Here is a 20,224-nt window from a genome sequence, read left to right as displayed (position 1 = left end):
TTAATAGTTGAACCTGGGGTTTATCCGTAAACGTTACAATCTGCTACTTCATTGTTTAAGTTTACTGGCAGGTTAGAATTATCAGGAAGGGTAGAGGCCCTTTCTATAATGTGACCTTTGTAATGTTCTGCTATTGTGTCTAAAACTTCTTCTACTGCTGCCAGTGTACTGAAAGTTACTAATTGTTGCCTGAATTCTTTTATGTGGGGTAACCCTTTGAGATAATTCGTATAGTGACGACGCATTTCGAGTATGCCTACCACATCGCCTTTCCAGCTTACTGACTGGCGCAGGTGTTTTTTACAAACGTCTACCCTTTCCTGAATGGATGGTGGGGGCAAATGCTTGCCGGTAGCCATAAAGTGCTTGATCTCATCAAAGATCCACGGATATCCTATTGCAGCGCGACCTATCATAACGCCATCTACGCCATATTTCTGACGGGCAGCGATGACTTGTTCGGGCGTAGTGATATCGCCGTTGCCGAATATAGGAATGTGGATACGAGGGTTATTTTTGACTTTCCCGATGAGGCTCCAGTCGGCATGGCCTTTATACATCTGGGTGCGGGTGCGCCCGTGTATGGTGAGGGCCTGGATGCCTACATCCTGTAGTCTTTCGGCTACTTCTTCAATATTTTTGGTATCGTCGTCCCATCCCAGGCGGGTCTTTACTGTTACCGGCAGTTTAGTAGCTTTTACTACTGCGGCGGTCAGTCTTACCATTTTGGGAATATCTTTCAGGATACCGGAACCGGCTCCTTTGCATACTACTTTTTTAACGGGGCATCCATAGTTGATGTCCAGCAGGTCGGGGTTGGTGGCTTCCACGATCTGAGCGGCCATAGCCATAGGCTCTTCATCGCCTCCGAATATCTGGATACCTACCGGACGTTCTTCAGGGAAGATGTCCAGCTTTTGCCGGCTTTTGATTGCGTCACGGATAAGACCCTCCGAAGAGATAAATTCTGAATACATCAGGTCAGCACCCTTATCCTTACACACCGCACGAAAGGGCGGATCACTTACATCCTCCATGGGAGCAAGTAATAGCGGAAAATCGCCCAATAGTATGTTACCTATCTTTACCATCTTTTTCTGTTAAGGGTTGACCAAGGTGCCGGAATTTCCCGGATTGCAATTGCCAACTCAATTTCACACTGTAAATTTACGCAAAATTAATCTAAGACAGGTTATATGAAGCAGTATCCACCGTCCTTTCAATTTGTAATATTCATTGGCTTTTTCATCGGTTTCTACCTGCTTTACTTTCTATTTTTAATTATCGTTTTTCCTCATATCAGCGGGTATACCATTTTCACGCTGCAAAGTCTGGATTCGTCGGTTCCTAAAGTTCTCGGCTATAGGAAATTAACGCAAATACTTTACACTTTAGTCGTTTATCTTTTGCCGGCGTTAATTTTTGCCAGATTAGCTATGCCAAAACCCATGGAATATCTTTCCCTGAACCGTGGGCCGAAGCTGACACCCGCAATATTAGCAATTTTGATAATGCTTGTAAGTCTGCCAATGGTAGACCTTTCCGCCCAGTGGAATCAAACATGGCCAGTTTCGGAGACCATGCGTATGCAGGAAGAGGTAGCAGAGAAGATGACCCGCGATCTACTCAAAATGGATACATTTTCTACTCTATTAGGGAACGTTTTATTTTTTGCAGTGATGCCAGCGATCGCCGAAGAAGCGTTCTTCAGAGGCGTTGTACAGCGACTCATGATAAAAATGATGCCGGTAAAAAATGGCGCATGGTTAGCGATACTGGTTACGGCGCTACTATTCAGCGCTGTACACATGCAATGGCTATCTTTTGTACCAAGAGTGATACTGGGTTTCCTGCTGGGTGTGATCTATTATCTGACAGGGAACCTGTGGTTGTCCATTCTGGCACATTCCATCAACAACGGTTTGCAGGTAGTACTTATGTATCTGTTCCAGATGCACCTGATGAAAACCGATCCGATGGCAAGCGGGCAGTCGAACTGGCTGGCAGCCATTGCAAGTCTGGTCGTTACTGGCCTTTGGGTGTGGGTGTTACAGCGCCGGTCAAAGCCAGCAATTCAATAGCAACCTGTTGAGTATAAGACACATTTAATTGGTAATTTTACAGATACCATTTGCATGGACTGTTTATTTTACCCATTTTTGTACAAACTATTCTCTTTAATAGATGAAAACATTCTTCACCCGTACAGCTTCGGCGTTAGTATTTGTAGCGATCATGCTGGCCGGGATCCTATACAGTCCATTTACCTTTTTCCTGTTATTCTTCCTGGTTAATTTCTTTGCCTTAAAGGAGTATTTCAAACTTATCAAGCATATCGATCCTGACTATGGCGCTGTTTCCGGATGGCACCAGAACGGGGTGCTGGTAGCCAGCTGTGCATTGATGATGGCATTTAGTGGTGATCACTTTGCGGGTGGCAATCTCTCTTTAGGTTTCCTTGGCTGGTGTATGGCTATCATCTTCATGATGGTGTTGCCTATTGGCGAAATCCTGCTTAGCAAAGAGTTTTCTCTGAAAAATCTCGGCTATTCCGCACTGGGCCTGCTATATATCACGGTTTCCTTTGGTCTGCTTGTGCACCTGTGTCTGAATTATGACACCATCCGCTTCAAATCCGGTCCGGATGGCGTAGGTACAGGCCCCGGCTGGCTCATTCCTTTGCTGCTTATTATTTTTATCTGGATCAACGATACGATGGCCTACATTGTGGGTTCTCTGATAGGAAAGACACCATTTTTCCCCTCCATTTCTCCTAAAAAGACCATCGAAGGTACAGTAGGAGGGATGATCCTGGCCGTAGCCGCTGCCGGCGAATATGGCTACAACTGGGGGAGCCAGTGGCTGTCTCTGCAACACTGGATGGCGCTGGCAGGTCTGGCAGCAGTAATTGGTACTGCTGGCGACCTCATAGAATCTAAACTCAAGCGTATGGCGGGGGTGAAAGATTCCGGCAATATTATGCCAGGGCATGGAGGGTTTATGGACCGCTTCGATTCTCTTATACTGGCGGCACCTTTTGCATGGATTTACATCCATTTCTTCGCAATGGTTTAACTTTGTATTCGCTTTAACCAAACTATATCACCTAACAATTATAGCATGAAGATTCATCGAGAAGGATTGGCCAGTATTCTGATCGCCTTTGTAGTACTAGCACTGATCAGTGGTGCAGTCATTTATTTCCTACCCGGTATGCCACTTGTAGGCAATATCGTCGCTGCCTTTTCTGTGGTTTTATTCCTGTTTATCGTTTCTTTCTTCCGCATTCCAGCAAGAGAAATGAAACTGGGAGAAAGCCTGGTTATGGCTCCCTGCGATGGTAAAGTAGTCGTAATTGAAGAGACTTACGAACCGGAGTACTTCAAAGACAAGCGCCTGCAGGTATCCATCTTTATGAGCCCTGCGAACGTGCACGTAAACAGAAATCCAATCAGCGGAGAAGTGAAGCTGTCTCAATACCATTCAGGTAAATACCTGGTAGCATGGCACCCTAAGTCTTCTACCGAAAATGAGCGTCATACCGTAGTAATCGGCAATGGTAAGGCAGACATTCTGGTAAGACAGATTGCCGGTGCACTTGCCCGTCGTATCGTAAACTATCTGAAACCAGGTATGCAGGTGACCCAGAATGAGGAATTGGGCTTTATCAAGTTCGGTTCCCGTGTGGATCTGTACCTGCCTATCGGTACTAAAGTAGATGTGCAACTGGAACAGGTAGTTCGTTCCGGCCAGACTGTGATCGCTACTTTATAAGCAGAAAAAGGTTAACTTTAAAAGGTAACTAAATCATCCAGCTAATGAAGAAGATGTTATTCAGTGCAATGACCTTGATTTTCCTGACAGGCGCCGCTATGGCACAGGACAAACAAAAGGCTAAAGCCAGCTGTAAAAAGGATGCTACCGGAAAAAGTGCCTGCTGCAAGCAGCCGGGTAATACGGCCAGCCTGCGGACAAAGAAGGCCAAATCCGCTCCAGCTACCGCACAGGCTACGCCAGCAGCAAAACCTGTCAACAAGAAATAATTATAAAAAAGCCGGCTATTATTGATAGCCGGCTTTTTTATGGATAAGTATACAAGTAGTATTGTAGCAGCGGTCTGGCACTATAGAATGAGTATAGAACGAGTATACAATAAGTATAGAATGAGTATACAAGTAGTATAGAACGAGTATACAAACCTTATAAGATATCTTTCAGCTCCTGCAATCCTTTGATCACATATGTCGGTTTTAATGTTCCTGTCACAGGCACAAGGGTATTGAAGTACACCTGATCTATTCCTGCATTGTGCGCCCCGAGAATATCAATTTCCAATGCATCGCCTATCATGATACTACTTTCAGCAGTAGCGCCCGCCATTTTCAAAGCGTAATCAAATATTTCGCGATAAGGCTTGAGACTACCTGCTAATTCTGATGTAATTACATGGGTGAAGAATTGATCTATCCCGGAGCTTTTCATCTTAATCAGCTGGGTTTCTTCAAAACCATTCGTGATCATATGCATCGGGTAGTTCTTTGCTGCCAGGTATTCCAGTACTTCCTTTGCATTGGGGAATAAAGTGGTTTTATAAGGCAGGATTTCCAGGAACTGGGTACCCATGGCATGCGACAACTTATCGTCTCCAATCTTGAAATCCAGCAGGGTTCTGCTGAATCGTTTGAACCGAAGATCGTTGCGGTTAATGAATCCTTTGCGGAAACGATCCCACAATTTATCGTTATGTGTCATGTAGGTGCGGTGGAACACCTCAAATGAGGGAACTCCTCTGCTGGCCAGCGTATGTGTGTGGTATAATTCTTCTAAGACCTGGTAAGCATTGGTTTCAAAATCCCATAATGTGTGGTCCAGATCAAAAAATATATGCTTGTATTTCATGTCTTACAAAGATACGAAATCCACATTTTTTACTATTTTCCAGCTTCTAAACAGGATTTATGAACGCAGTAGTCACAGGTGCCAGTAAAGGTATAGGGAAAGCCATCGCCGAAAAACTTGCCATGGAAGGATTTAATGTAGCTATTTGTTCCAGGGATGCAGCCAAACTGGCTGCTGCCGCTGCAGACATTAAAGCAAAAGCGCCACAGGCAGAGGTATTGACATTCTCTGCCGATATGAGCAAAAAGGAAGACGTACTGGCTTTTGCCAATAAAATAAAAGAGACATTCCAGACTGTAGACATCCTCGTGAATAACGCAGGACTGTACATTCCCGGGGCCCTGCACGAGCAGGAAGACGGACTGCTGGAATATCTGATGGCCGTAAATGTATTTAGCGCACATACTATCACCCGGCAATTATTACCCTCAATGATCACACAACGTAAAGGACACATTTTTAACCTTTGCTCTACCGCCAGCTACAATGCCTATCCAAATGGAGGGGCTTATAGCATCACTAAATTCGCCCTGCTGGGCTTCTCCAAAAACCTGCGTGAAGAGCTCAAATCTCACAATGTAAAGGTAACCGCCCTCAGCCCCGGACCAACGCTCACCGCATCGTGGGAGGGATGGGATGGCCCTGCGGACAGAATGATGGAACCTGCTGATGTAGCGAACCTGCTATGGGCAGCCTACACACTCTCTGCTCAGGCTGTTGTGGAAGAAGTGATCATGCGTCCAATTTTGGGAGATATTGGCTAAAACCTTTACAAACAAGCGTTTTACGCCCTCATATCTATATTTTTTTTAACTAACTTTTAACCGCGACAGCCGCGTTAAGGGGCGCCGTTTGGTTAAATTTGTTATACATTATGAAGGTCATCACTTTTAGCATAAGGAGGTCGCTGCTATCCCTGCTGTTTTTACTGGGTATAGCATCTAGTCTGCGAGCGCAGGAATTTAAATTCACCACCACTGTATCAAGCAATAAAGTGGCACTGGACGAACCGTTCCAGATCCAGTTTATGCTGGAAAACGGGACCAATGTAACCCAGTTCACACCACCGAACTTCAACGACTTTGAACTATTGCAGGGCCCTAACCAGATGCAGGGTACTTCGATCGTCAATGGCCGACGTTCTGATTATATTGCATTGATCTACCTGATCAGGGCAAAACGGGTGGGTAACTTTACCATTCCTGCTGCTGCCGCCCGTGTGAACGGCGATATTGTAAAGTCCAATCCTGTCACCATCGAAGTGGCAAAAGGCATCAGCGGTTCCGCTGCCCAACAGCAACAACCACAACGCCAGCAGGTACCTGTCAATCCATTTGCCGGCATGGGCCAGCGTAGTGCTCCCAGCCATCAGGCAGAAGAAATGGAAGGTGTGATTAAGAATGGTGAAGACATCAATGCCAAGCTAAAAAAGAACATTTTCGTAAAAGTAGATGTTGACAAAACATCCCTCTACGAAGGCGAACAGCTGACTGCGACCTACAAGCTGTACACCCGCCTACCGACTAACGCCAGTGTGACCAAAGTACCTGCGTTCAAAGGATTTTCCGCTAAAGATATAGAATTGCCAAACCCGCCACAGGCCAGTGAAGAAATGGTAAACGGCATTCCCTACAGGGTATTCGTAATCCGTAAAACCATGCTGTTCCCGATGCAGTCAGGAACGCTGGAACTGGATCCTGTAGAGGTAGACAACCATGTAAGACTGGTGAAACTGGTGAAGAATGGTAAACGCAAAGATCCACTCGCTGATATGTTCAATGACCCGGCTTTTAAAGACGCGTTCAATGATCCATTCTTCGATGATGTCTTTAACCGTCCGGAAGTAGAATACCAGGATGTTCCTTACAAGATCCAGACAGCACCGGTAAAAGTTACTGTAAAACCACTGCCGGTCGATAGTCGCCCGGCAAGCTACAATGGAGCCGTGGGCAAATTTAACATGACCGCTACTGTGGATAAGAACAGCCTGTCTACCGACGATGCACTTACCCTGAAAGTGACCATCTCCGGCCAGGGCAATGTGAACCTGCTGAATCCGCCCAAAGTTGACATCCCTGCCAGCTTTGATAAATACGATCCAAAAGTGTCAGACAATATTGAAAAGAACAGCAACCCACTTACTGGTAGCCGTACTTTTGAATATGTGCTGATGCCGGTAGAAGCAGGGGAGCAGACCATTCCACCTGTGGAATTCTCTTACTTCGATGCGGCTTCCAAAACTTACAAAACTGTTAGCTCCAAGCCATTCACCATTCATGTGACAGCTGGTAAGCAAACGAAGAGAGACAAAGAAGATTTCAGCATCAATAAAAACGCCATCACGAACAATAGTAACAGCGTGCTGGATTGGGTTAAACACAATACTTACTTCATTACTTCTATCTGGTTCTACCTGCTGCTGGTATTGCCGCTGCTGGCACTGATCGGTGCATGGCTGTACCGCCGCCGCCTGGATTACCAGCAGAACAATGCAGCATTCCTGAAACACCGCTATGCTAATAAGGTAGCGCTCAAGCGACTGGAACTGGCTGCCCGCTATCTGAAAGAAGGCAAGGACAAAGCATTTTACGAAGAGACTTCCCGCGCTGTATGGGGCTATCTGAGTAACAAACTGCATGTACCATTTGCTGACCTGAGTAAACAACTGATCCAGGATAAACTGGCGCAGCAACACGTCAGTGAGCAATATACCGCCGACCTGTTTGACCTGCTGGATAATTGTGAAATGGCCCTGTATACGCCCAACCACAACAATACCAGGATGCAGGGTACCTATCAACAGGCCGTACAGGTAATCAGTAAACTGGAAGATGAACTAACAAGGGCGAAGAGCGCCGTTTAAATAAAATCATAGTCAACAACGTGAAACAGATCGTAACCGCTATACTTTTATGCACACTGATGAGCAGTACCCGCCTGCTGGCGGCAACCGCTCCACAACAGCAGGAATTTGAGAAAGCTAACGCCCTTTTCAGACAGAAACAATACACTGAAGCTGCCGGCATCTATCAGCGACTGGTAGATGAAGGTTTTGATCAGCCGGAGCTCCTCATCAACACAGGCAATGCCTGGTACAAAGCTAACCGTACCGGTCTGGCTGTGTACAGCTATGAAAAAGCCCTGCTCGCAGATCCATTCAGCAAAGCGGCTCAACACAACCTCGCCATTGCCAATCAGCGGGTGGAAGGGTATGTCAACGAATTGCCACAGCTGTTTTTCCAGCAATGGTGGACAGCTATCAAATATATGCATCACCCTAATGGCTGGGCTACCGGCGCCATTATCTTTTGCTGGCTCACGGTTTTAGGCAGCATCTTACTATTACTTCGTCCTACACTGCAGCCCACTGTTGTGAAGAGTGTGACAGGGGTATTCGGCCTGCTTTTCGCTTTCTACCTGTTCATGGGTATTACCACTTATGTCAGTGCCACAACGCATGACAATGGCATCATCATGGGGAATGTAGTAAAGGTGAAATCAGCTCCCGATCAGGGCAGTAAAGATCTGTTCGAACTACATGAAGGTGTAAAAGTGCAGATCACTGACGGTACCAGTGAATTTTGTAAGATAGAGCTGCCAGACGGAAAAACCGGCTGGATGTCTTGTGGAGATATCAAAAAACTATAACCGCTCGATTCGCTCCATGAAATCCTGTTTCCTATGCCGGGAGACAGGAATACAGCTTCCATCATTCATGATAATTTCTCCGCCATCCCCTTTCAGGTAACGTTCCATGTAGTTCAGATTGACTACATAGCTGTGGTGTACCCTGAAGAATCCTTTGTTCCTCAGCATATTTTCTATTTCCTTGAGGGAACGGAAAACCATAGCAGGTGCGGGTGCAGACAGCAGGTGCATGCGGGTATTGATCCCATCGGCCATGCAGTAGAGAATATCTTTTACCAGGATCATCCGCACACCTTCGGGGCTGGGCAATCCCAGTCTTTCACCAGGATGCAGTTGCTGATGTAGCAATTCCAAGTTATTGCCTGACCGGGTAAGGGACTTTCCCTTTTCTGTAAGATGCGCCTGCCTCACCAGCGCTTTGTCCACCGCGTCCTGCAGATCATCCCTGAGGATAGGTTTCATCAAAAAGTCGACTACATTATGACGGATTGCCTGTAGGGCATACTCTTCGTGAGAAGTGGTGACAATGATCGCGGTATTTATATGGCCGCAGGCATTTATCACCTCAAAACCATTGAGGCCCGGCATTTCCACATCCAGGAAAAGCAATTCAGGTTGATATTTATTTATGGCTTCAAGCGCAGAAAGGCCATCCGCACATACGGCGACGACAGTAACAGAGGGGCAATGTTTTTCTAATAATAGCTTTAGTACACTCCGACTCAGCCGTTCGTCATCAACGATGATGGTTCGCATGATCTGATAAATAATTCTTGTCCTATCGTATTTCTCTATTGGTTGAGGGCTAGGTATTATAGAGATTATACTATGAATCTATCTGTTTACGAAAATATTGTCACTGGTAATGAATTCTGCATTGAAAATACAAAATCTGCTGACATTGGATCTATTTTTAATTTGGGAGCTAAGCATTAGCCCCCATAAGCTGGCATCATACGGCTATTGACATGGAGCATGGAGATTTTGATACGATGGCCGGTGAGATCTTCTTCTTCCGCTATTTTGGCCTGAATGTGATATTTTTCATTGATCACCTGCAATCTTTCTACGGCAATGGTAATTCCTTTGTTCAGATAGGACTGTTGGTCCAGGTCGGGCGCTTCATGGTGTACGCCATTATCTTCTATACATACAGCAATAGTATCTCCTTCGCGGTCAATGGTGATATTGAGCATACCACCTTTGCCCGGCCTTAACAAAAGGCGGCGCCAGATGACATCCTGTACATATGGCTGTATAAGCAGGGGAGGGACAAAAGTAAGCTGCTGAGACACAGAAGGAAGGACTTCCAGCTGGTAGTCGAACTGTGGGCCGAACCGGAGTTGTTCCAGCTGCAGATAAAGTTCCAGTGCCTCCACATCTTCTTCAAGGTTCACCCATTCTTTGTTACAGTTACGGATGATGAGCCGCATTAAGCGGGCAAAACGTGTAAGGTACAGGGATGCAAGATCCGTACTGGTAGTCAGGATGTAGTGGTGTATAGCATTCAGGCTATTAAAAATAAAGTGAGGGTTCATCTGTGCCTGAAATGCATGCATTTCAAGATGGATGATTGCCTGCTGCCTGCTTATTTCTTTTGCCACATCCTTTTTCAGCTTACTTTCCCGGCTTCGGAACAGAATGAATACCAGGGTCAGGCTCAATAAAAAAAACAGCCAATATTGCCAGCCCGCTGCATTGAACAAATCAAAGCAAAAACTCACGCCTTATCGGTTTACTATTCCAAGGATACAATTAAATCTTAGTTCGGAACTAAATGCAACTTTGTCTGACTAGGAATAACAATATCCGTCAAATACCCCGAAGGCGAAAGCAACACTTCTTACAAGGCAGTATTTATGCTAAAAGCGGTGTGATTTGGCCGGTAAGTGGTAGGGGAATCAGGGGTTATAAATAAAAAATTGCGAAATACGTGAACCGCACTTCGCAATTAACAGGTTGGCCAGCAGGGAGGACTATTCTGTAAACTTGTAGCCTACGCCTCTTACTGAATGGAAATATCTTGAGTTCCGGCTGTCTTCTTCGAAGTACTTGCGGAAGTTGAGGATAAAGTTATCAATCGTACGGGTGGTAGGATATACATTGTACCCCCATACGACCTGAAGGATCTTTTCTCTGGTCACAACTTCACCTTTATTTTCGATCAGTAGCTTGAGGAGCATGGTTTCTTTTTTGCTCAGCTCATAGTGTTTACCATCTTTGCCGATGCACTCCTGCGCAGCAAAATCAATTTGATTATCACCGAAATGGTAGACATTCGAGACGGAGTCCTTATCCTGGATCTTCTTATTTTTTAAGATCAGTTTTTCTACACGCAGCAGCAGCTCTTCCAGGTTGAAAGGCTTGGTCATGTAGTCGTCGCCACCTTTTTTCAGGCCCAATACGCGGTCTGCACTACTGTTCTTGGCACTGAGGAAGAGGATGGGCACTTCATTGTTTTGGATACGGATGTTTTCGCACACGGCGATGCCATCCATTTCCGGCAACATTATATCCAGTATGATCAGGTCGAAATACTCGTTTTTCACTGCCTTTAAAGCAGCGGTTCCATTATCTACAGCCGTAACTTCATAGCCTTCCAGCTCCAGGTTCAGCTTGAGGGCTTCCTGAAGATTCTCTTCATCTTCTACCAGTAGTATGGATGCTTTTGTAGCTTCCTTCATAGTTTAAATTTCGATAAGCTTAAATTACTGATAATGTAATTTACGCCGTTTGTACGGAATATACCGGCCATGTGATTTCAAAATATGCTCCGGCAGGTACATTATCTTTTACGATGATAGTGCCTCCATGTTGCTGTACGATCCTTCTGGTAAGGAAGAGGCCCAACCCGGAGCCTTTGGCTTTGCGGGTATTTTCGTTGCCTATGCGGTAAAATTTAAGGAAGATCCTTTCCCGTTCATCAACTGGGATGCCTGGTCCTTCATCTTTCACTACCAGCCTAAGCTGGCCGGCATTTTCCTCTAACCGTACGTCTATGACCGTATTTTTGGGTGCATATTTAGCAGCATTCTCTACGAGGTTGTTCAGCGCTATCTGCAGCATGAACTTGTCACCATTCAGCCATACATCAGGCAAAATATGTGCCTGTATGGAGTGTGTGGCTATTCTACCTTTGATTTCCTTTACGCCATTGACCAGCAATTCAGAAAAATTGAGGTCTTCGCGGAACAGTTTATAACGGTCTGATTCCATTTGGGATGCCAGCAGTATATTATTACACAGCTGATCAAGACGATTGGTTTCGCGAATGGTATTGTCCAGTAGTTTAAACCGCTTTTCCTCATCCAGTCTATGTTTACGAAGGGTTTCCAGATTGAGTTTGGCGGCAGCAATAGGGGATTTCAGTTCGTGTGTTACGGCCATCATGAAGTTCTGCTGTTGCTGTGAGAGCTTCATTTGCTTGTAGATGGAGCGGTATACAAAGAAACCACCCATTAAAATAATGGCCAGAAAAATAATTCCCTCGCCGATAAACATGACAGTACGGCGGTATTCTGTAGTTTGTATCCGTGCCAGTTCCTGTTGATATTCTACCGGATGTGCAACACTGTCAGTTCTCAGCACCAGGTTCTGGATTTCGAAGCGGGATATCTGTTCGCTTTGCATAAACAGGAGCACCCCCCACCATACGAGTGCCAGGATCGTATATGCAAGTACAAACAGATAGATAACGGAAATGGCTTTCCCGTCCTGTAGTTTATTGAGTAGCTTTTTCATTGGTCCGTAAACCGGCTTTCTCCACCCGTAAGCCAACATTCATGATATCCGGAAGCGGATTTTGCCGCATGTTTTGTTCAAAGGTAAACTTATAAATACCTGGTTTGTTCAGTATCGCATGTTGCTGAATGGGGATCTGGTGTTCATAAATATCGTCCAGCCCACTACCCAGCCATTTACCGGTCATATCAGCAAGGGGCAGTTCTACCCTTTGTGGTATTGGTTGTTCGCCCGGAAACTGGGTATCGATCAGCAGGTAAATATTGCTATAGGGGTATGCATCCTTGTGACGGATATTCACATAGATGTTATACAAATAGGCTGTATCTGCCGGTTGCAGGGTGACCTCAAATGCTGGCTTATAGTTGTAGGCCCATTCATGCCCCGGGATCTCCAGGTTCTTTTCATAGGTGTCCATCTTCATGGGCTCGCAGGAAGCTGCTACCAGCAACATTCCTACAGCCATCATCCGGAAGAATTTATTCATATACTATTGCGATACGGTTTTTTATTACAGCACATTCAGCACCTGCTCTTTCGCTTTTTCCAGCTCATCTTTCATGAGCACTACCCATTGCTGGATGTTGGCATCATTAGCTTTGGAACCGGTCGTATTAATTTCACGGCCTACTTCCTGTAATACGAATCCCAGTTTTTTACCTTTGGAAGGTTCTGCTTCTTTCAGGATTTCTTTGAAGTAACGGCAGTGGTTTTCCAGTCTTACCAGTTCTTCAGAGATGTCCAGTTTTTCTAAATAAAATATAAGTTCCTGTTCCAGGCGATTCTCGTCTATGTTTTCTTTACCTACATATTCTGCCAGCAGAGATTCGAGTCTGGTTCTTACCCTGTCTTTACGCTGCGGATCCAGTTCTCTTACCTTGATGGTGTAGTTTTCAATGTTCTCTATACGTGTGAGCAGGTCCGCTGCCAGCACAGAACCTTCGTCCAGGCGATGGGCATCGAGGTCGGAAATAGCCTGTTTCAGTGCTGTTTCGACTTCCTGCCACTCTTCTTCAGAGATCTGCTCATTAGCAGGGCTCACCACTTCTGGAAGCTTCATCAGCACATTGAGCATATCTTCTTTAGGCAAATTCAGTTCATCGGCCAGTGTGGTGATAGACTGATGATAGAACTTTGCCAGATCTGTATTAATGACCACCGGACGGTTTGCACCGTTTTGCCTGATATTAACACTGGCATCCAGCGTTCCACGTACTAACGTTTGTTGCAGCTGGTTGCGTATATCAAACTCGTAGGGCTTTAACAACGGGGAAATTTTCAGGTTTACTTCAAACTGTTTTCCATTCAGTGATTTAATTTCTACCACTATTGTTGTCTCTCCCCGGGTGATTTCAGCCCTTCCGAAGCCGGTCATTGATTTCAGCATAATAGAGATTTGTAAGCAACAAACCTACCTAAATTAGGCCAAAGCGCAAAGAAACGTTCAAGATCAGGCTTTAAAGAGCAGGTCATAGAGCTCCTGCTGGCTGTATTCCCTGATGTCGCCCGGCAGCAAACCGGCTATAGTAGCCTTACCTATCCGGTAACGTATAAGTCTCAACGTTGGGAAGCCAACGGCAGCGGTCATTTTCCTGACCTGCCTGTTTTTTCCTTCCTTCAGGGACAATTTTATCCACGGGGCGGGAATGCTCTTACGGAAACGGATAGGAGGGTTGCGGTCAGGGACCTCCGGATCTTCCGGAAAAAGGGTGGCCTTACAGGGGCGGGTTTTGTACATTTTACCATCAATATTGATAGGTACCCCCTGACGCAACTGTTGTACAGCAGTGTCGGTCACAGCTCCATCTACCTGTACCCAGTATTCCCTTTCATGTGCAAATTTCGGATCCAGAAGGCGGTGATTGAGGGCCTTGTCATTGGTCAGCACCAGGAGGCCTTCACTGTCGTAATCTAAACGTCCCACCGGGTAAACATCCGGGGGAACTTTAAAAAAATCTCCCAGGCTGGCTTTCCCTTCTTCTTTGCCGAAACGGGTAAGTACCTGGAAAGGTTTATATATTATATAATAATTAAATGCCATAAGGAATGCTCCCGGAAGTGATTTTTTGCAGGTTTTAATCCACTAAATTAGTAATTTTGGAGATTGAATACTATGTGTACGCCTTTCCATAATGCCTCGTGTATGAACTGTCAGGATCGCTTTGGATCAATATTATTCAAAGCTGAAAAGTGCAATCTGGAAGAGATAGACGCCGCCAAAGTATGCTCCACCTACAAAAAAGGAGAAGTAGTATTCCAGGAAGGCACCTATCCTTTCGGCATTTACTGCGTAAATACCGGCAAAATTAAGCTCTCTCATTCAGGAGATGATGGCCGCGAACAGATCGTCAGGTTGGCTAAGCCAGGTGACATCATCGGCTACAAGGCACTTCTGTCTGCGGAAAGGTACACCGCTTCTGCTATTGCACTGGACGATTCTTCCGTGTGCTTTATTCCCAAAGACCTTTTCATGAGCATCCTGCAAAAAGATGCTAACCTCTCTTTCGAGATGATGCGCATCATTGCCAGCGAACTCCGTAAGGCCGAGACCAAGATCACCCACCTGGCTCAGAAGCCGGTGCGGGAAAGACTGGCCGAAACGCTCCTTTTCATCAAGGAAACTTATGGCGTAGAGCAGGATGGCACCACCCTGAATGTGCGCCTAAGCCGTGAAGAGATTGCCAACCTGGTAGGCACAGCCACAGAATCAGCCATCCGCCTGCTTTCCGAATTCAAAAAAGACGGTCTGATTGAGCTACAGGGCAAGAAAATCCGCCTGCTCAACCAAGAAGAAATCACCAAAACCGCCAACCTGCAGGACTAATTATCACCGTCCTGTCATTTCCTTTATTTCCTGATTGTTGTCAGCCCCGTTCTTGACTCTTGTCATTTTTCCCCCTTCGCATTGCCGGTATTTTTGCACCAAATCCTTTATCATGGCTACATTTACCGCCGTCCCTGGGATAGAAGTGGAGTGTGAACATTGCGGGGAGGCCTGTGCTGACACTACTATCATTATTGGGGATAAGATCTTTTGTTGTCAGGGATGTAAACTAGTGTACGAACTGCTCAATGAGAATGACCTTTGTGAATACTATAACTTAAATGATAAACCCGGACTTGCTCAAAGGATACCTGTGAGGAAGGACAAATTTGCCTTTCTTGACGATAATAAAATCCAGCAGCAACTGATCCAATACAGGGATGACGATCATACGCACATCACTTTTTACATTCCACATATTCACTGCAGCTCCTGCCTCTGGTTGCTGGAGAACCTGCACAAGCTGGATAGCGGGGTTGAAAGCGTAACGGTAAACTTTACCCGCAAGGAAACGCGTATTGTATACCAGCAGTCGCAGACGACCCTTCGCCGCATTGCTGAAATACTGACCAGCATTGGCTATGAGCCCTATATCAGCCTGCAGGACATGCAGAAAAAGAAACCCCGTGTACAGCGGGACCTGATTTACCGGCTAGGGGTAGCCGGGTTTGCCTTTGGTAATATCATGCTGCTCAGTTTTCCAGAGTACTTTGGTAACTATGGTTATTCCGATGCGAAAATGAATGAGATTTTCAGAATACTGAATGTGACACTGTCACTGCCCGTATTCTTTTATAGTGCTCAGGTATTTTTCAAATCGGCGTGGAGTGGCCTCAAGACAGGTTTTCTGAACATTGATGCTCCCATCGTACTCGCCATCGTTGTCACCTTTGTACGCAGCCTGGTCGATGTGTTTTCAGGCTCTGGCTCCGGTTATTTCGACTCAATGACCGGTATCGTATTTTTCATGCTGATCGGCAGAATTCTGCAGGACAAGACTTACCAGGGATTATCTTTCGACAGGGATTATACCTCTTATTTCCCGTTAGCCATTACAATTATAAAAGATGGTCAGGAAGTGCCTACTGCACTTCCTGACATCAAAGTAAATGATACCTTACTCATTCACGACAATGAGCTGATACCAGCAGATGGTATCCTGGTACGCGGTACAGCCCTCGTAGATTATAGCTTTGTAACCGGAGAGTCGGTGCCGGTAAGCAAATCGATAGGTGAGATCGTGTATGCAGGAGGTAAACAGTTAGAAGGAAACATCGAGATCCTGACGATCAAGGAAGTGGCGCAAAGTTACCTGACCAGTCTCTGGAACAGGGATGAACTGAAGCAGAAAGTGACCCGTCAGGAGTCATTCATTCACCTGGTAGCGCGTAACTTCACCTGGTTGCTGCTGGCAATCGCAGCGCTGTCAGCCCTTTACTGGTGGAAGTTTGACCACACGAGGATCTGGCCGGCAGCCACGTCTATCCTGATTGTAGCCTGTCCGTGTACATTACTCTTAGCCGCTTCTTTCACCAATGGTCACATTCTCCGCATTCTGAGCAGACATAAATTGTACCTGCGCAATGCGGGTGCCATTGAAAGGCTGGCGGGTATTACAGACATTGTATTTGATAAAACAGGTACGCTGACCGGCAACAAGGATATCCCTGTCACCTGGCATGGGCCTGCACTTTCAAGGGCACAGATTATGAGCATCGCTTCTGTAGCCGCTCAATCTACCCACCCACTCAGTAAACTGATCAGCGCTTTTTATCACAACATTCCAAGAGTACCTGTAAGCGGGTTCAAAACCACCACAGGTATGGGCGTAAGCGGATATATACAGGAAGATGCAATATTGCTGGGCAACGCCTCCTTTACAGGCACCCGCACTGCTGCTATGCACAACGATGGTAGCATTGTATACGTAGCTATCAACGAGCAGCCGCTGGGATATTTCCTGATCGGTAACCAATACCGTGAAGGCATTAGTACGCTGCTGCAAAGCCTGAGAACAAAGGGGTACAGCCTCTCCCTGCTCTCTGGCGATAATGACCGGGAAGCGGGCTATCTGAAATCATTGATGGGAGAAGACGCCACACTCCGCTTTACCCAACAACCACAAGACAAACTAAACTACATACTGGACCTGCAAACGAAGGGCAGACGTGTGCTGATGATCGGCGATGGTCTCAACGATGCAGGCGCACTGAAACAGAGTGATGTAGGTATATCATTAACCGAAGACAGCAACAACTTTACACCCGCGAGTGATGGGATCTTAGAAGCAGGACAACTGACGAGATTACCAAAGTTTATCAGGATCTGTATAGCGAACAAACGGATCATTGTCATCAGCTTTGTAATTTCACTGATCTATAACGTGATCGGGTTGTCATTTGCAGTGCAGGGTATTTTATCTCCGCTTACAGCGGCGATTCTGATGCCGGCCAATTCTATCAGCATGATATTACTCTCATATGGCCTGAGCGAATGGGCCGACAGACGCTAAAAACAGGCCATTACTTTTTTCAAAAACCTGCCTTTGCCTAAGGGAGCAAAGGTGGGTTTTCAGGATTCTTCTACTCAATTTATTAAAGCAGGATACTGCTCAATGAGTGCACTGATTTATATCAGCGCACTCATTGAGCGGCATCATCGTCCCCGCAAACGTAGTAGGCTAGCTTTGTTCATGGAAATTAAAACAACTCACCATGAGCGTGATCATTTTATTACTAGGAGCCAGTCTACTGGTAGCGATATGTTTCCTGGCGGCCTTTATTTGGTCGGTAAGAAGCGGACAGTTTGAAGATCATTTCTCGCCGGCCCATCGAATTCTTTTTGAGCACAAGCCAACCGAACACGCCAGCGGATCTACACCACCAGCACCATCTTGTAACAACAACAGCACTGCCACTCCACCTAATTGTAAGCAATAAGTAATCAGCAACAGGAAGTTTAATTTTTTTCTACGATCAACTCGTCATCCGTAATCGCACAAATATGTCTCTTGAAAAATTTGCGTACGACAACCGTACCGTGAAATGGTTTGCATATGCCAGTATTGGCTGGGGGCTTATTGGTATGCTGGCAGGTCTTTGGGCCGCGCTGGCGCTGGTACTCCCGGGCATTAACCTGGACTTTGCACCTACGACCTTTGGCCGTATCCGGCCCGTTCACACCAATGCTGTCATCTTCGCTTTCGTAGGTAACGGTATTTTCATGGGTGTGTACTATTCACTTCAACGCTTGTGTAAGGCACGCATGTACAGCGACCTGCTGAGCAAAATTCACTTCTGGGGCTGGCAGACAATTATTGCCTGTGGTGCCCTTTCGCTGTTCATGGGTTATACTACCGGTAAGGAATATGCCGAGCTGGAATGGCCACTGGATATTGCTATCACACTTATCTGGGTTGTATTTGGTGCGAACATGCTGGGTACGATTCTGAAAAGGAGAGAAGCCCACCTGTATGTAGCCATCTGGTTCTACATTGGTACATGGGTAGCTATTGCCATGCTGCACATCATCAACTCTTTCGAGTTGCCACTGAGCTTCATGAAGAGTTACTCCTGGTATGCCGGTGTGCAGGATGCACTGGTACAATGGTGGTACGGTCACAATGCGGTTGCGTTCTTCCTGACCACTCCTTACCTGGGCCTTATGTACTACTTCGTACCTAAAGCTGCGAACAGACCTGTGTATTCCTATCGCTGGTCTATCATCCACTTCTGGGCGCTGATCTTTATTTACATCTGGGCTGGTCCTCACCACCTGTTATATACTGCTCTTCCTGAATGGGCACAGTCACTGGGTACTGTATTCTCCATCATGCTGATTGCTCCCTCATGGGGTGGTATGCTGAATGGTCTGCTCACGCTGCGTGGTGCCTGGGATAAAGTAAGGGAAGATGCGATACTGAAATTCTTTGTAGTAGCACTGACCTGTTATGGTATGTCTACATTCGAAGGTCCGATGCTCTCCCTTAAAAACGTAAATGCTATCAGCCACTATACCGACTGGACTATCGCTCACGTACACGTAGGTGCACTGGGTTGGAATGGCTTCCTGACCTTCGGTATCCTGTATTGGATGCTGCCACGTATTTTCAGCACGGAACTGTACAACCGCAAATGGGCAAATACTCACTTCTGGCTGGGTACCCTGGGTATCATCTTCTATGTGATTCCAATGTATTGGGCTGCTTTCACTCAGAGCATGATGTGGAAAGAGTTTACTGCTGAAGGACAGTTGAAATATCAGTTCCTTGAAACAGTTCACACGGTTGTTCCAATGTATGCATTGCGTGCTGTAGGTGGTGTATTCTACATCTCTGGTGTGATACTGATGATTGTGAACCTGGCGAAGACGATCAGTCGTGGTACGTTTGTAGCTGACGAAGCTGCAGAAGCACCAGCACTGCCAAAAGTGATAGAGGTACATGGTAAAGCACACTGGCACAACTGGATTGAACGTCGTCCAATTCAACTGGCAGTATTCAGTCTGATCGTAGTAGCAATTGGTGGTTTACTGGAACTGGTGCCTACCTTCCTGGTAAGAAGCAACATTCCTACTATCTCCAGCGTAAAACCTTATACGCCGCTTGAACTGCATGGCCGTGATATTTACATCCGCGAAGGTTGTTATACCTGTCACTCCCAGATGATCCGTCCTTTCCGTGATGAGGTAGCCCGTTACGGTGAATATTCCAAAGCAGGTGAATTCGTGTACGATCACCCGTTCCAATGGGGTTCAAAACGTACCGGTCCGGATCTGGCCAGAATAGGTGGCAAGTATCCTGACTCATGGCATTACAATCACATGCTGGATCCAACCTCTATGTCTCCAGGTTCTATCATGCCAAGATACCCATGGTTATTTGAAGACAGACTGGATAAGACCAAGACACCAGCTATGATCAATGTAATGCGTAAACTCGGTGTACCATACGCGCCAGGATATGAAAATCAGGCAACCGCAGATCTGGAAAAACAAGCAAATGAAATTGCCGGTTCTCTGGAAAAAGAAAAACTGCATGTTGGTAAAGACCGTGAAATCGTAGCGTTAATTGCTTATCTGCAAAGGATGGGTAAGGATATCAAAACGAAATAA

At 46.0% G+C, this 20,224-nt stretch carries 20 protein-coding genes; 11 read left to right on the top strand and 9 right to left on the bottom strand.

The genetic code is table 11. The annotated features are described in order from the left end of the window. Positions 1-20: 20 nt before the first annotated feature. On the bottom strand, positions 21-1,091 hold the full coding sequence (dusB, locus tag BW716_RS07760) for a tRNA dihydrouridine synthase DusB (RefSeq protein ID WP_083721961.1): 1,071 nt from the start codon (positions 1,089-1,091) through the stop codon (positions 21-23). Between the two features lie 357 nt (positions 1,092-1,448). On the opposite strand from dusB, the gene BW716_RS07755 reads away from it, so the two are divergent. The 4 genes from BW716_RS07755 to BW716_RS07740 all read left to right on the top strand — a co-directional run bounded on the left by BW716_RS07755 (position 1,449) and on the right by BW716_RS07740 (position 4,043). Continuing rightward, positions 1,449-2,081 (top strand): CPBP family intramembrane glutamic endopeptidase, encoded by a 633-nt coding sequence (locus BW716_RS07755; RefSeq protein ID WP_179091033.1) that lies wholly within the window; start codon positions 1,449-1,451, stop codon positions 2,079-2,081. A 103-nt stretch (positions 2,082-2,184) separates the two neighbouring features. Further along, positions 2,185-3,075, top strand: coding sequence for a phosphatidate cytidylyltransferase (locus BW716_RS07750; protein ID WP_083721959.1), 891 nt, complete (start codon positions 2,185-2,187; stop codon positions 3,073-3,075). A gap of 45 nt (positions 3,076-3,120) precedes the next feature. Then, positions 3,121-3,774 (top strand): phosphatidylserine decarboxylase family protein, encoded by a 654-nt coding sequence (locus BW716_RS07745; RefSeq protein WP_083721958.1) that lies wholly within the window; start codon positions 3,121-3,123, stop codon positions 3,772-3,774. 44 nt (positions 3,775-3,818) lie between these two features. Further along, the gene (locus BW716_RS07740; RefSeq protein ID WP_083721957.1) at positions 3,819-4,043 is read left to right on the top strand and encodes a hypothetical protein; all 225 of its coding nucleotides are present in this window, start codon (positions 3,819-3,821) and stop codon (positions 4,041-4,043) included. 157 nt (positions 4,044-4,200) lie between these two features. Here the strand turns inward: BW716_RS07740 and BW716_RS07735 are convergent, their stop codons facing one another. After that, positions 4,201-4,899 carry a YjjG family noncanonical pyrimidine nucleotidase gene (locus BW716_RS07735; protein ID WP_083721956.1) on the bottom strand — a complete coding sequence of 233 codons (699 nt, stop codon included), beginning with the start codon at positions 4,897-4,899 and terminating at the stop codon, positions 4,201-4,203. A 59-nt stretch (positions 4,900-4,958) separates the two neighbouring features. Here BW716_RS07735 and BW716_RS07730 point away from each other — a divergent pair, with 59 nt between their 5' ends. The 3 genes from BW716_RS07730 to BW716_RS07720 all read left to right on the top strand — a co-directional run bounded on the left by BW716_RS07730 (position 4,959) and on the right by BW716_RS07720 (position 8,547). Next, positions 4,959-5,663, top strand: coding sequence for an SDR family oxidoreductase (locus tag BW716_RS07730; protein WP_083721955.1), 705 nt, complete (start codon positions 4,959-4,961; stop codon positions 5,661-5,663). Positions 5,664-5,773: 110 nt separating this feature from the next. Continuing rightward, positions 5,774-7,762 carry a BatD family protein gene (locus tag BW716_RS07725; protein WP_083721954.1) on the top strand — a complete coding sequence of 663 codons (1,989 nt, stop codon included), beginning with the start codon at positions 5,774-5,776 and terminating at the stop codon, positions 7,760-7,762. A 20-nt stretch (positions 7,763-7,782) separates the two neighbouring features. Next, positions 7,783-8,547, top strand: a complete 765-nt coding sequence (locus BW716_RS07720; RefSeq protein ID WP_143708776.1) for an SH3 domain-containing protein — start codon at positions 7,783-7,785, stop codon at positions 8,545-8,547. Here BW716_RS07720 and BW716_RS07715 read toward each other — a convergent pair. The 7 genes from BW716_RS07715 to BW716_RS07685 form a co-directional block, all read right to left on the bottom strand. Then, a complete protein-coding gene (locus BW716_RS07715) occupies positions 8,542-9,303 on the bottom strand; it encodes a LytTR family DNA-binding domain-containing protein (protein ID WP_083721952.1) in 762 nt (253 codons plus the stop codon). The two genes, BW716_RS07720 and BW716_RS07715, sit on opposite strands and share 6 nt — an antisense overlap. Before the next feature lie 176 nt (positions 9,304-9,479). Continuing rightward, positions 9,480-10,271, bottom strand: coding sequence for a sensor histidine kinase (locus BW716_RS07710; protein ID WP_143708775.1), 792 nt, complete (start codon positions 10,269-10,271; stop codon positions 9,480-9,482). Positions 10,272-10,523: 252 nt separating this feature from the next. Next, a complete protein-coding gene (locus BW716_RS07705; RefSeq protein ID WP_083721950.1) occupies positions 10,524-11,231 on the bottom strand; it encodes a response regulator transcription factor in 708 nt (235 codons plus the stop codon). A 40-nt stretch (positions 11,232-11,271) separates the two neighbouring features. Beyond that, complete coding sequence (locus BW716_RS07700) at positions 11,272-12,288, bottom strand: sensor histidine kinase KdpD (protein ID WP_179091032.1); 1,017 nt, start codon at positions 12,286-12,288, stop codon at positions 11,272-11,274. Beyond that, the gene (locus tag BW716_RS07695; protein WP_083721948.1) at positions 12,269-12,775 is read right to left on the bottom strand and encodes a gliding motility lipoprotein GldH; all 507 of its coding nucleotides are present in this window, start codon (positions 12,773-12,775) and stop codon (positions 12,269-12,271) included. Before BW716_RS07695 ends, BW716_RS07700 begins: the two co-directional genes overlap by 20 nt. A gap of 24 nt (positions 12,776-12,799) precedes the next feature. After that, positions 12,800-13,675, bottom strand: coding sequence for a YicC/YloC family endoribonuclease (locus tag BW716_RS07690; RefSeq protein WP_083721947.1), 876 nt, complete (start codon positions 13,673-13,675; stop codon positions 12,800-12,802). Positions 13,676-13,738: 63 nt separating this feature from the next. Next, a complete protein-coding gene (locus BW716_RS07685) occupies positions 13,739-14,329 on the bottom strand; it encodes a pseudouridine synthase (RefSeq protein WP_083721946.1) in 591 nt (196 codons plus the stop codon). A 102-nt stretch (positions 14,330-14,431) separates the two neighbouring features. Between BW716_RS07685 and BW716_RS07680 the strand changes: the two genes are divergently transcribed. The 4 genes from BW716_RS07680 to ccoN all read left to right on the top strand — a co-directional run bounded on the left by BW716_RS07680 (position 14,432) and on the right by ccoN (position 20,224). Continuing rightward, positions 14,432-15,112 (top strand): Crp/Fnr family transcriptional regulator, encoded by a 681-nt coding sequence (locus BW716_RS07680; protein WP_235643547.1) that lies wholly within the window; start codon positions 14,432-14,434, stop codon positions 15,110-15,112. Positions 15,113-15,224: 112 nt separating this feature from the next. After that, complete coding sequence (locus BW716_RS07675; RefSeq protein ID WP_083721944.1) at positions 15,225-17,624, top strand: heavy metal translocating P-type ATPase metal-binding domain-containing protein; 2,400 nt, start codon at positions 15,225-15,227, stop codon at positions 17,622-17,624. Positions 17,625-17,826: 202 nt separating this feature from the next. Continuing rightward, on the top strand, positions 17,827-18,051 hold the full coding sequence (gene ccoS / locus BW716_RS07670; RefSeq protein WP_083721943.1) for a cbb3-type cytochrome oxidase assembly protein CcoS: 225 nt from the start codon (positions 17,827-17,829) through the stop codon (positions 18,049-18,051). 64 nt (positions 18,052-18,115) lie between these two features. Beyond that, positions 18,116-20,224, top strand: coding sequence for a cytochrome-c oxidase, cbb3-type subunit I (ccoN, locus tag BW716_RS07665; RefSeq protein WP_083721942.1), 2,109 nt, complete (start codon positions 18,116-18,118; stop codon positions 20,222-20,224).

Origin of the sequence: [Flexibacter] sp. ATCC 35208, assembly GCF_001975825.1 — a bacterium.
GTDB lineage: Bacteria > Bacteroidota > Bacteroidia > Chitinophagales > Chitinophagaceae > Chitinophaga.
Note: the sequence above shows the minus strand (reverse complement) of the source record. Positions and strands in the feature narration are given on the sequence as shown.

Excerpts from the sequence above, each read along its gene's own strand:
- ccoS (WP_083721943.1), top strand. The coding sequence starts at position 17,827 with ATGAGCGTGATCATTTTATTACTAGGAGCCAGTCTACTGGTAGCGATA.
- ccoN (WP_083721942.1), top strand. The coding sequence starts at position 18,116 with ATGTCTCTTGAAAAATTTGCGTACGACAACCGTACCGTGAAATGGTTT.
- BW716_RS07740 (WP_083721957.1), top strand. The coding sequence starts at position 3,819 with ATGAAGAAGATGTTATTCAGTGCAATGACCTTGATTTTCCTGACAGGC.
- BW716_RS07715 (WP_083721952.1), bottom strand. The coding sequence starts at position 9,303 with ATGCGAACCATCATCGTTGATGACGAACGGCTGAGTCGGAGTGTACTA.
- BW716_RS07705 (WP_083721950.1), bottom strand. The coding sequence starts at position 11,231 with ATGAAGGAAGCTACAAAAGCATCCATACTACTGGTAGAAGATGAAGAG.
- BW716_RS07695 (WP_083721948.1), bottom strand. The coding sequence starts at position 12,775 with ATGAATAAATTCTTCCGGATGATGGCTGTAGGAATGTTGCTGGTAGCA.
- BW716_RS07690 (WP_083721947.1), bottom strand. The coding sequence starts at position 13,675 with ATGCTGAAATCAATGACCGGCTTCGGAAGGGCTGAAATCACCCGGGGA.
- BW716_RS07730 (WP_083721955.1), top strand. The coding sequence starts at position 4,959 with ATGAACGCAGTAGTCACAGGTGCCAGTAAAGGTATAGGGAAAGCCATC.
- BW716_RS07755 (WP_179091033.1), top strand. The coding sequence starts at position 1,449 with ATGGAATATCTTTCCCTGAACCGTGGGCCGAAGCTGACACCCGCAATA.
- dusB (WP_083721961.1), bottom strand. The coding sequence starts at position 1,091 with ATGGTAAAGATAGGTAACATACTATTGGGCGATTTTCCGCTATTACTT.
- BW716_RS07675 (WP_083721944.1), top strand. The coding sequence starts at position 15,225 with ATGGCTACATTTACCGCCGTCCCTGGGATAGAAGTGGAGTGTGAACAT.
- BW716_RS07685 (WP_083721946.1), bottom strand. The coding sequence starts at position 14,329 with ATGGCATTTAATTATTATATAATATATAAACCTTTCCAGGTACTTACC.
- BW716_RS07700 (WP_179091032.1), bottom strand. The coding sequence starts at position 12,288 with ATGAAAAAGCTACTCAATAAACTACAGGACGGGAAAGCCATTTCCGTT.
- BW716_RS07745 (WP_083721958.1), top strand. The coding sequence starts at position 3,121 with ATGAAGATTCATCGAGAAGGATTGGCCAGTATTCTGATCGCCTTTGTA.
- BW716_RS07750 (WP_083721959.1), top strand. The coding sequence starts at position 2,185 with ATGAAAACATTCTTCACCCGTACAGCTTCGGCGTTAGTATTTGTAGCG.
- BW716_RS07735 (WP_083721956.1), bottom strand. The coding sequence starts at position 4,899 with ATGAAATACAAGCATATATTTTTTGATCTGGACCACACATTATGGGAT.
- BW716_RS07725 (WP_083721954.1), top strand. The coding sequence starts at position 5,774 with ATGAAGGTCATCACTTTTAGCATAAGGAGGTCGCTGCTATCCCTGCTG.
- BW716_RS07680 (WP_235643547.1), top strand. The coding sequence starts at position 14,432 with ATGAACTGTCAGGATCGCTTTGGATCAATATTATTCAAAGCTGAAAAG.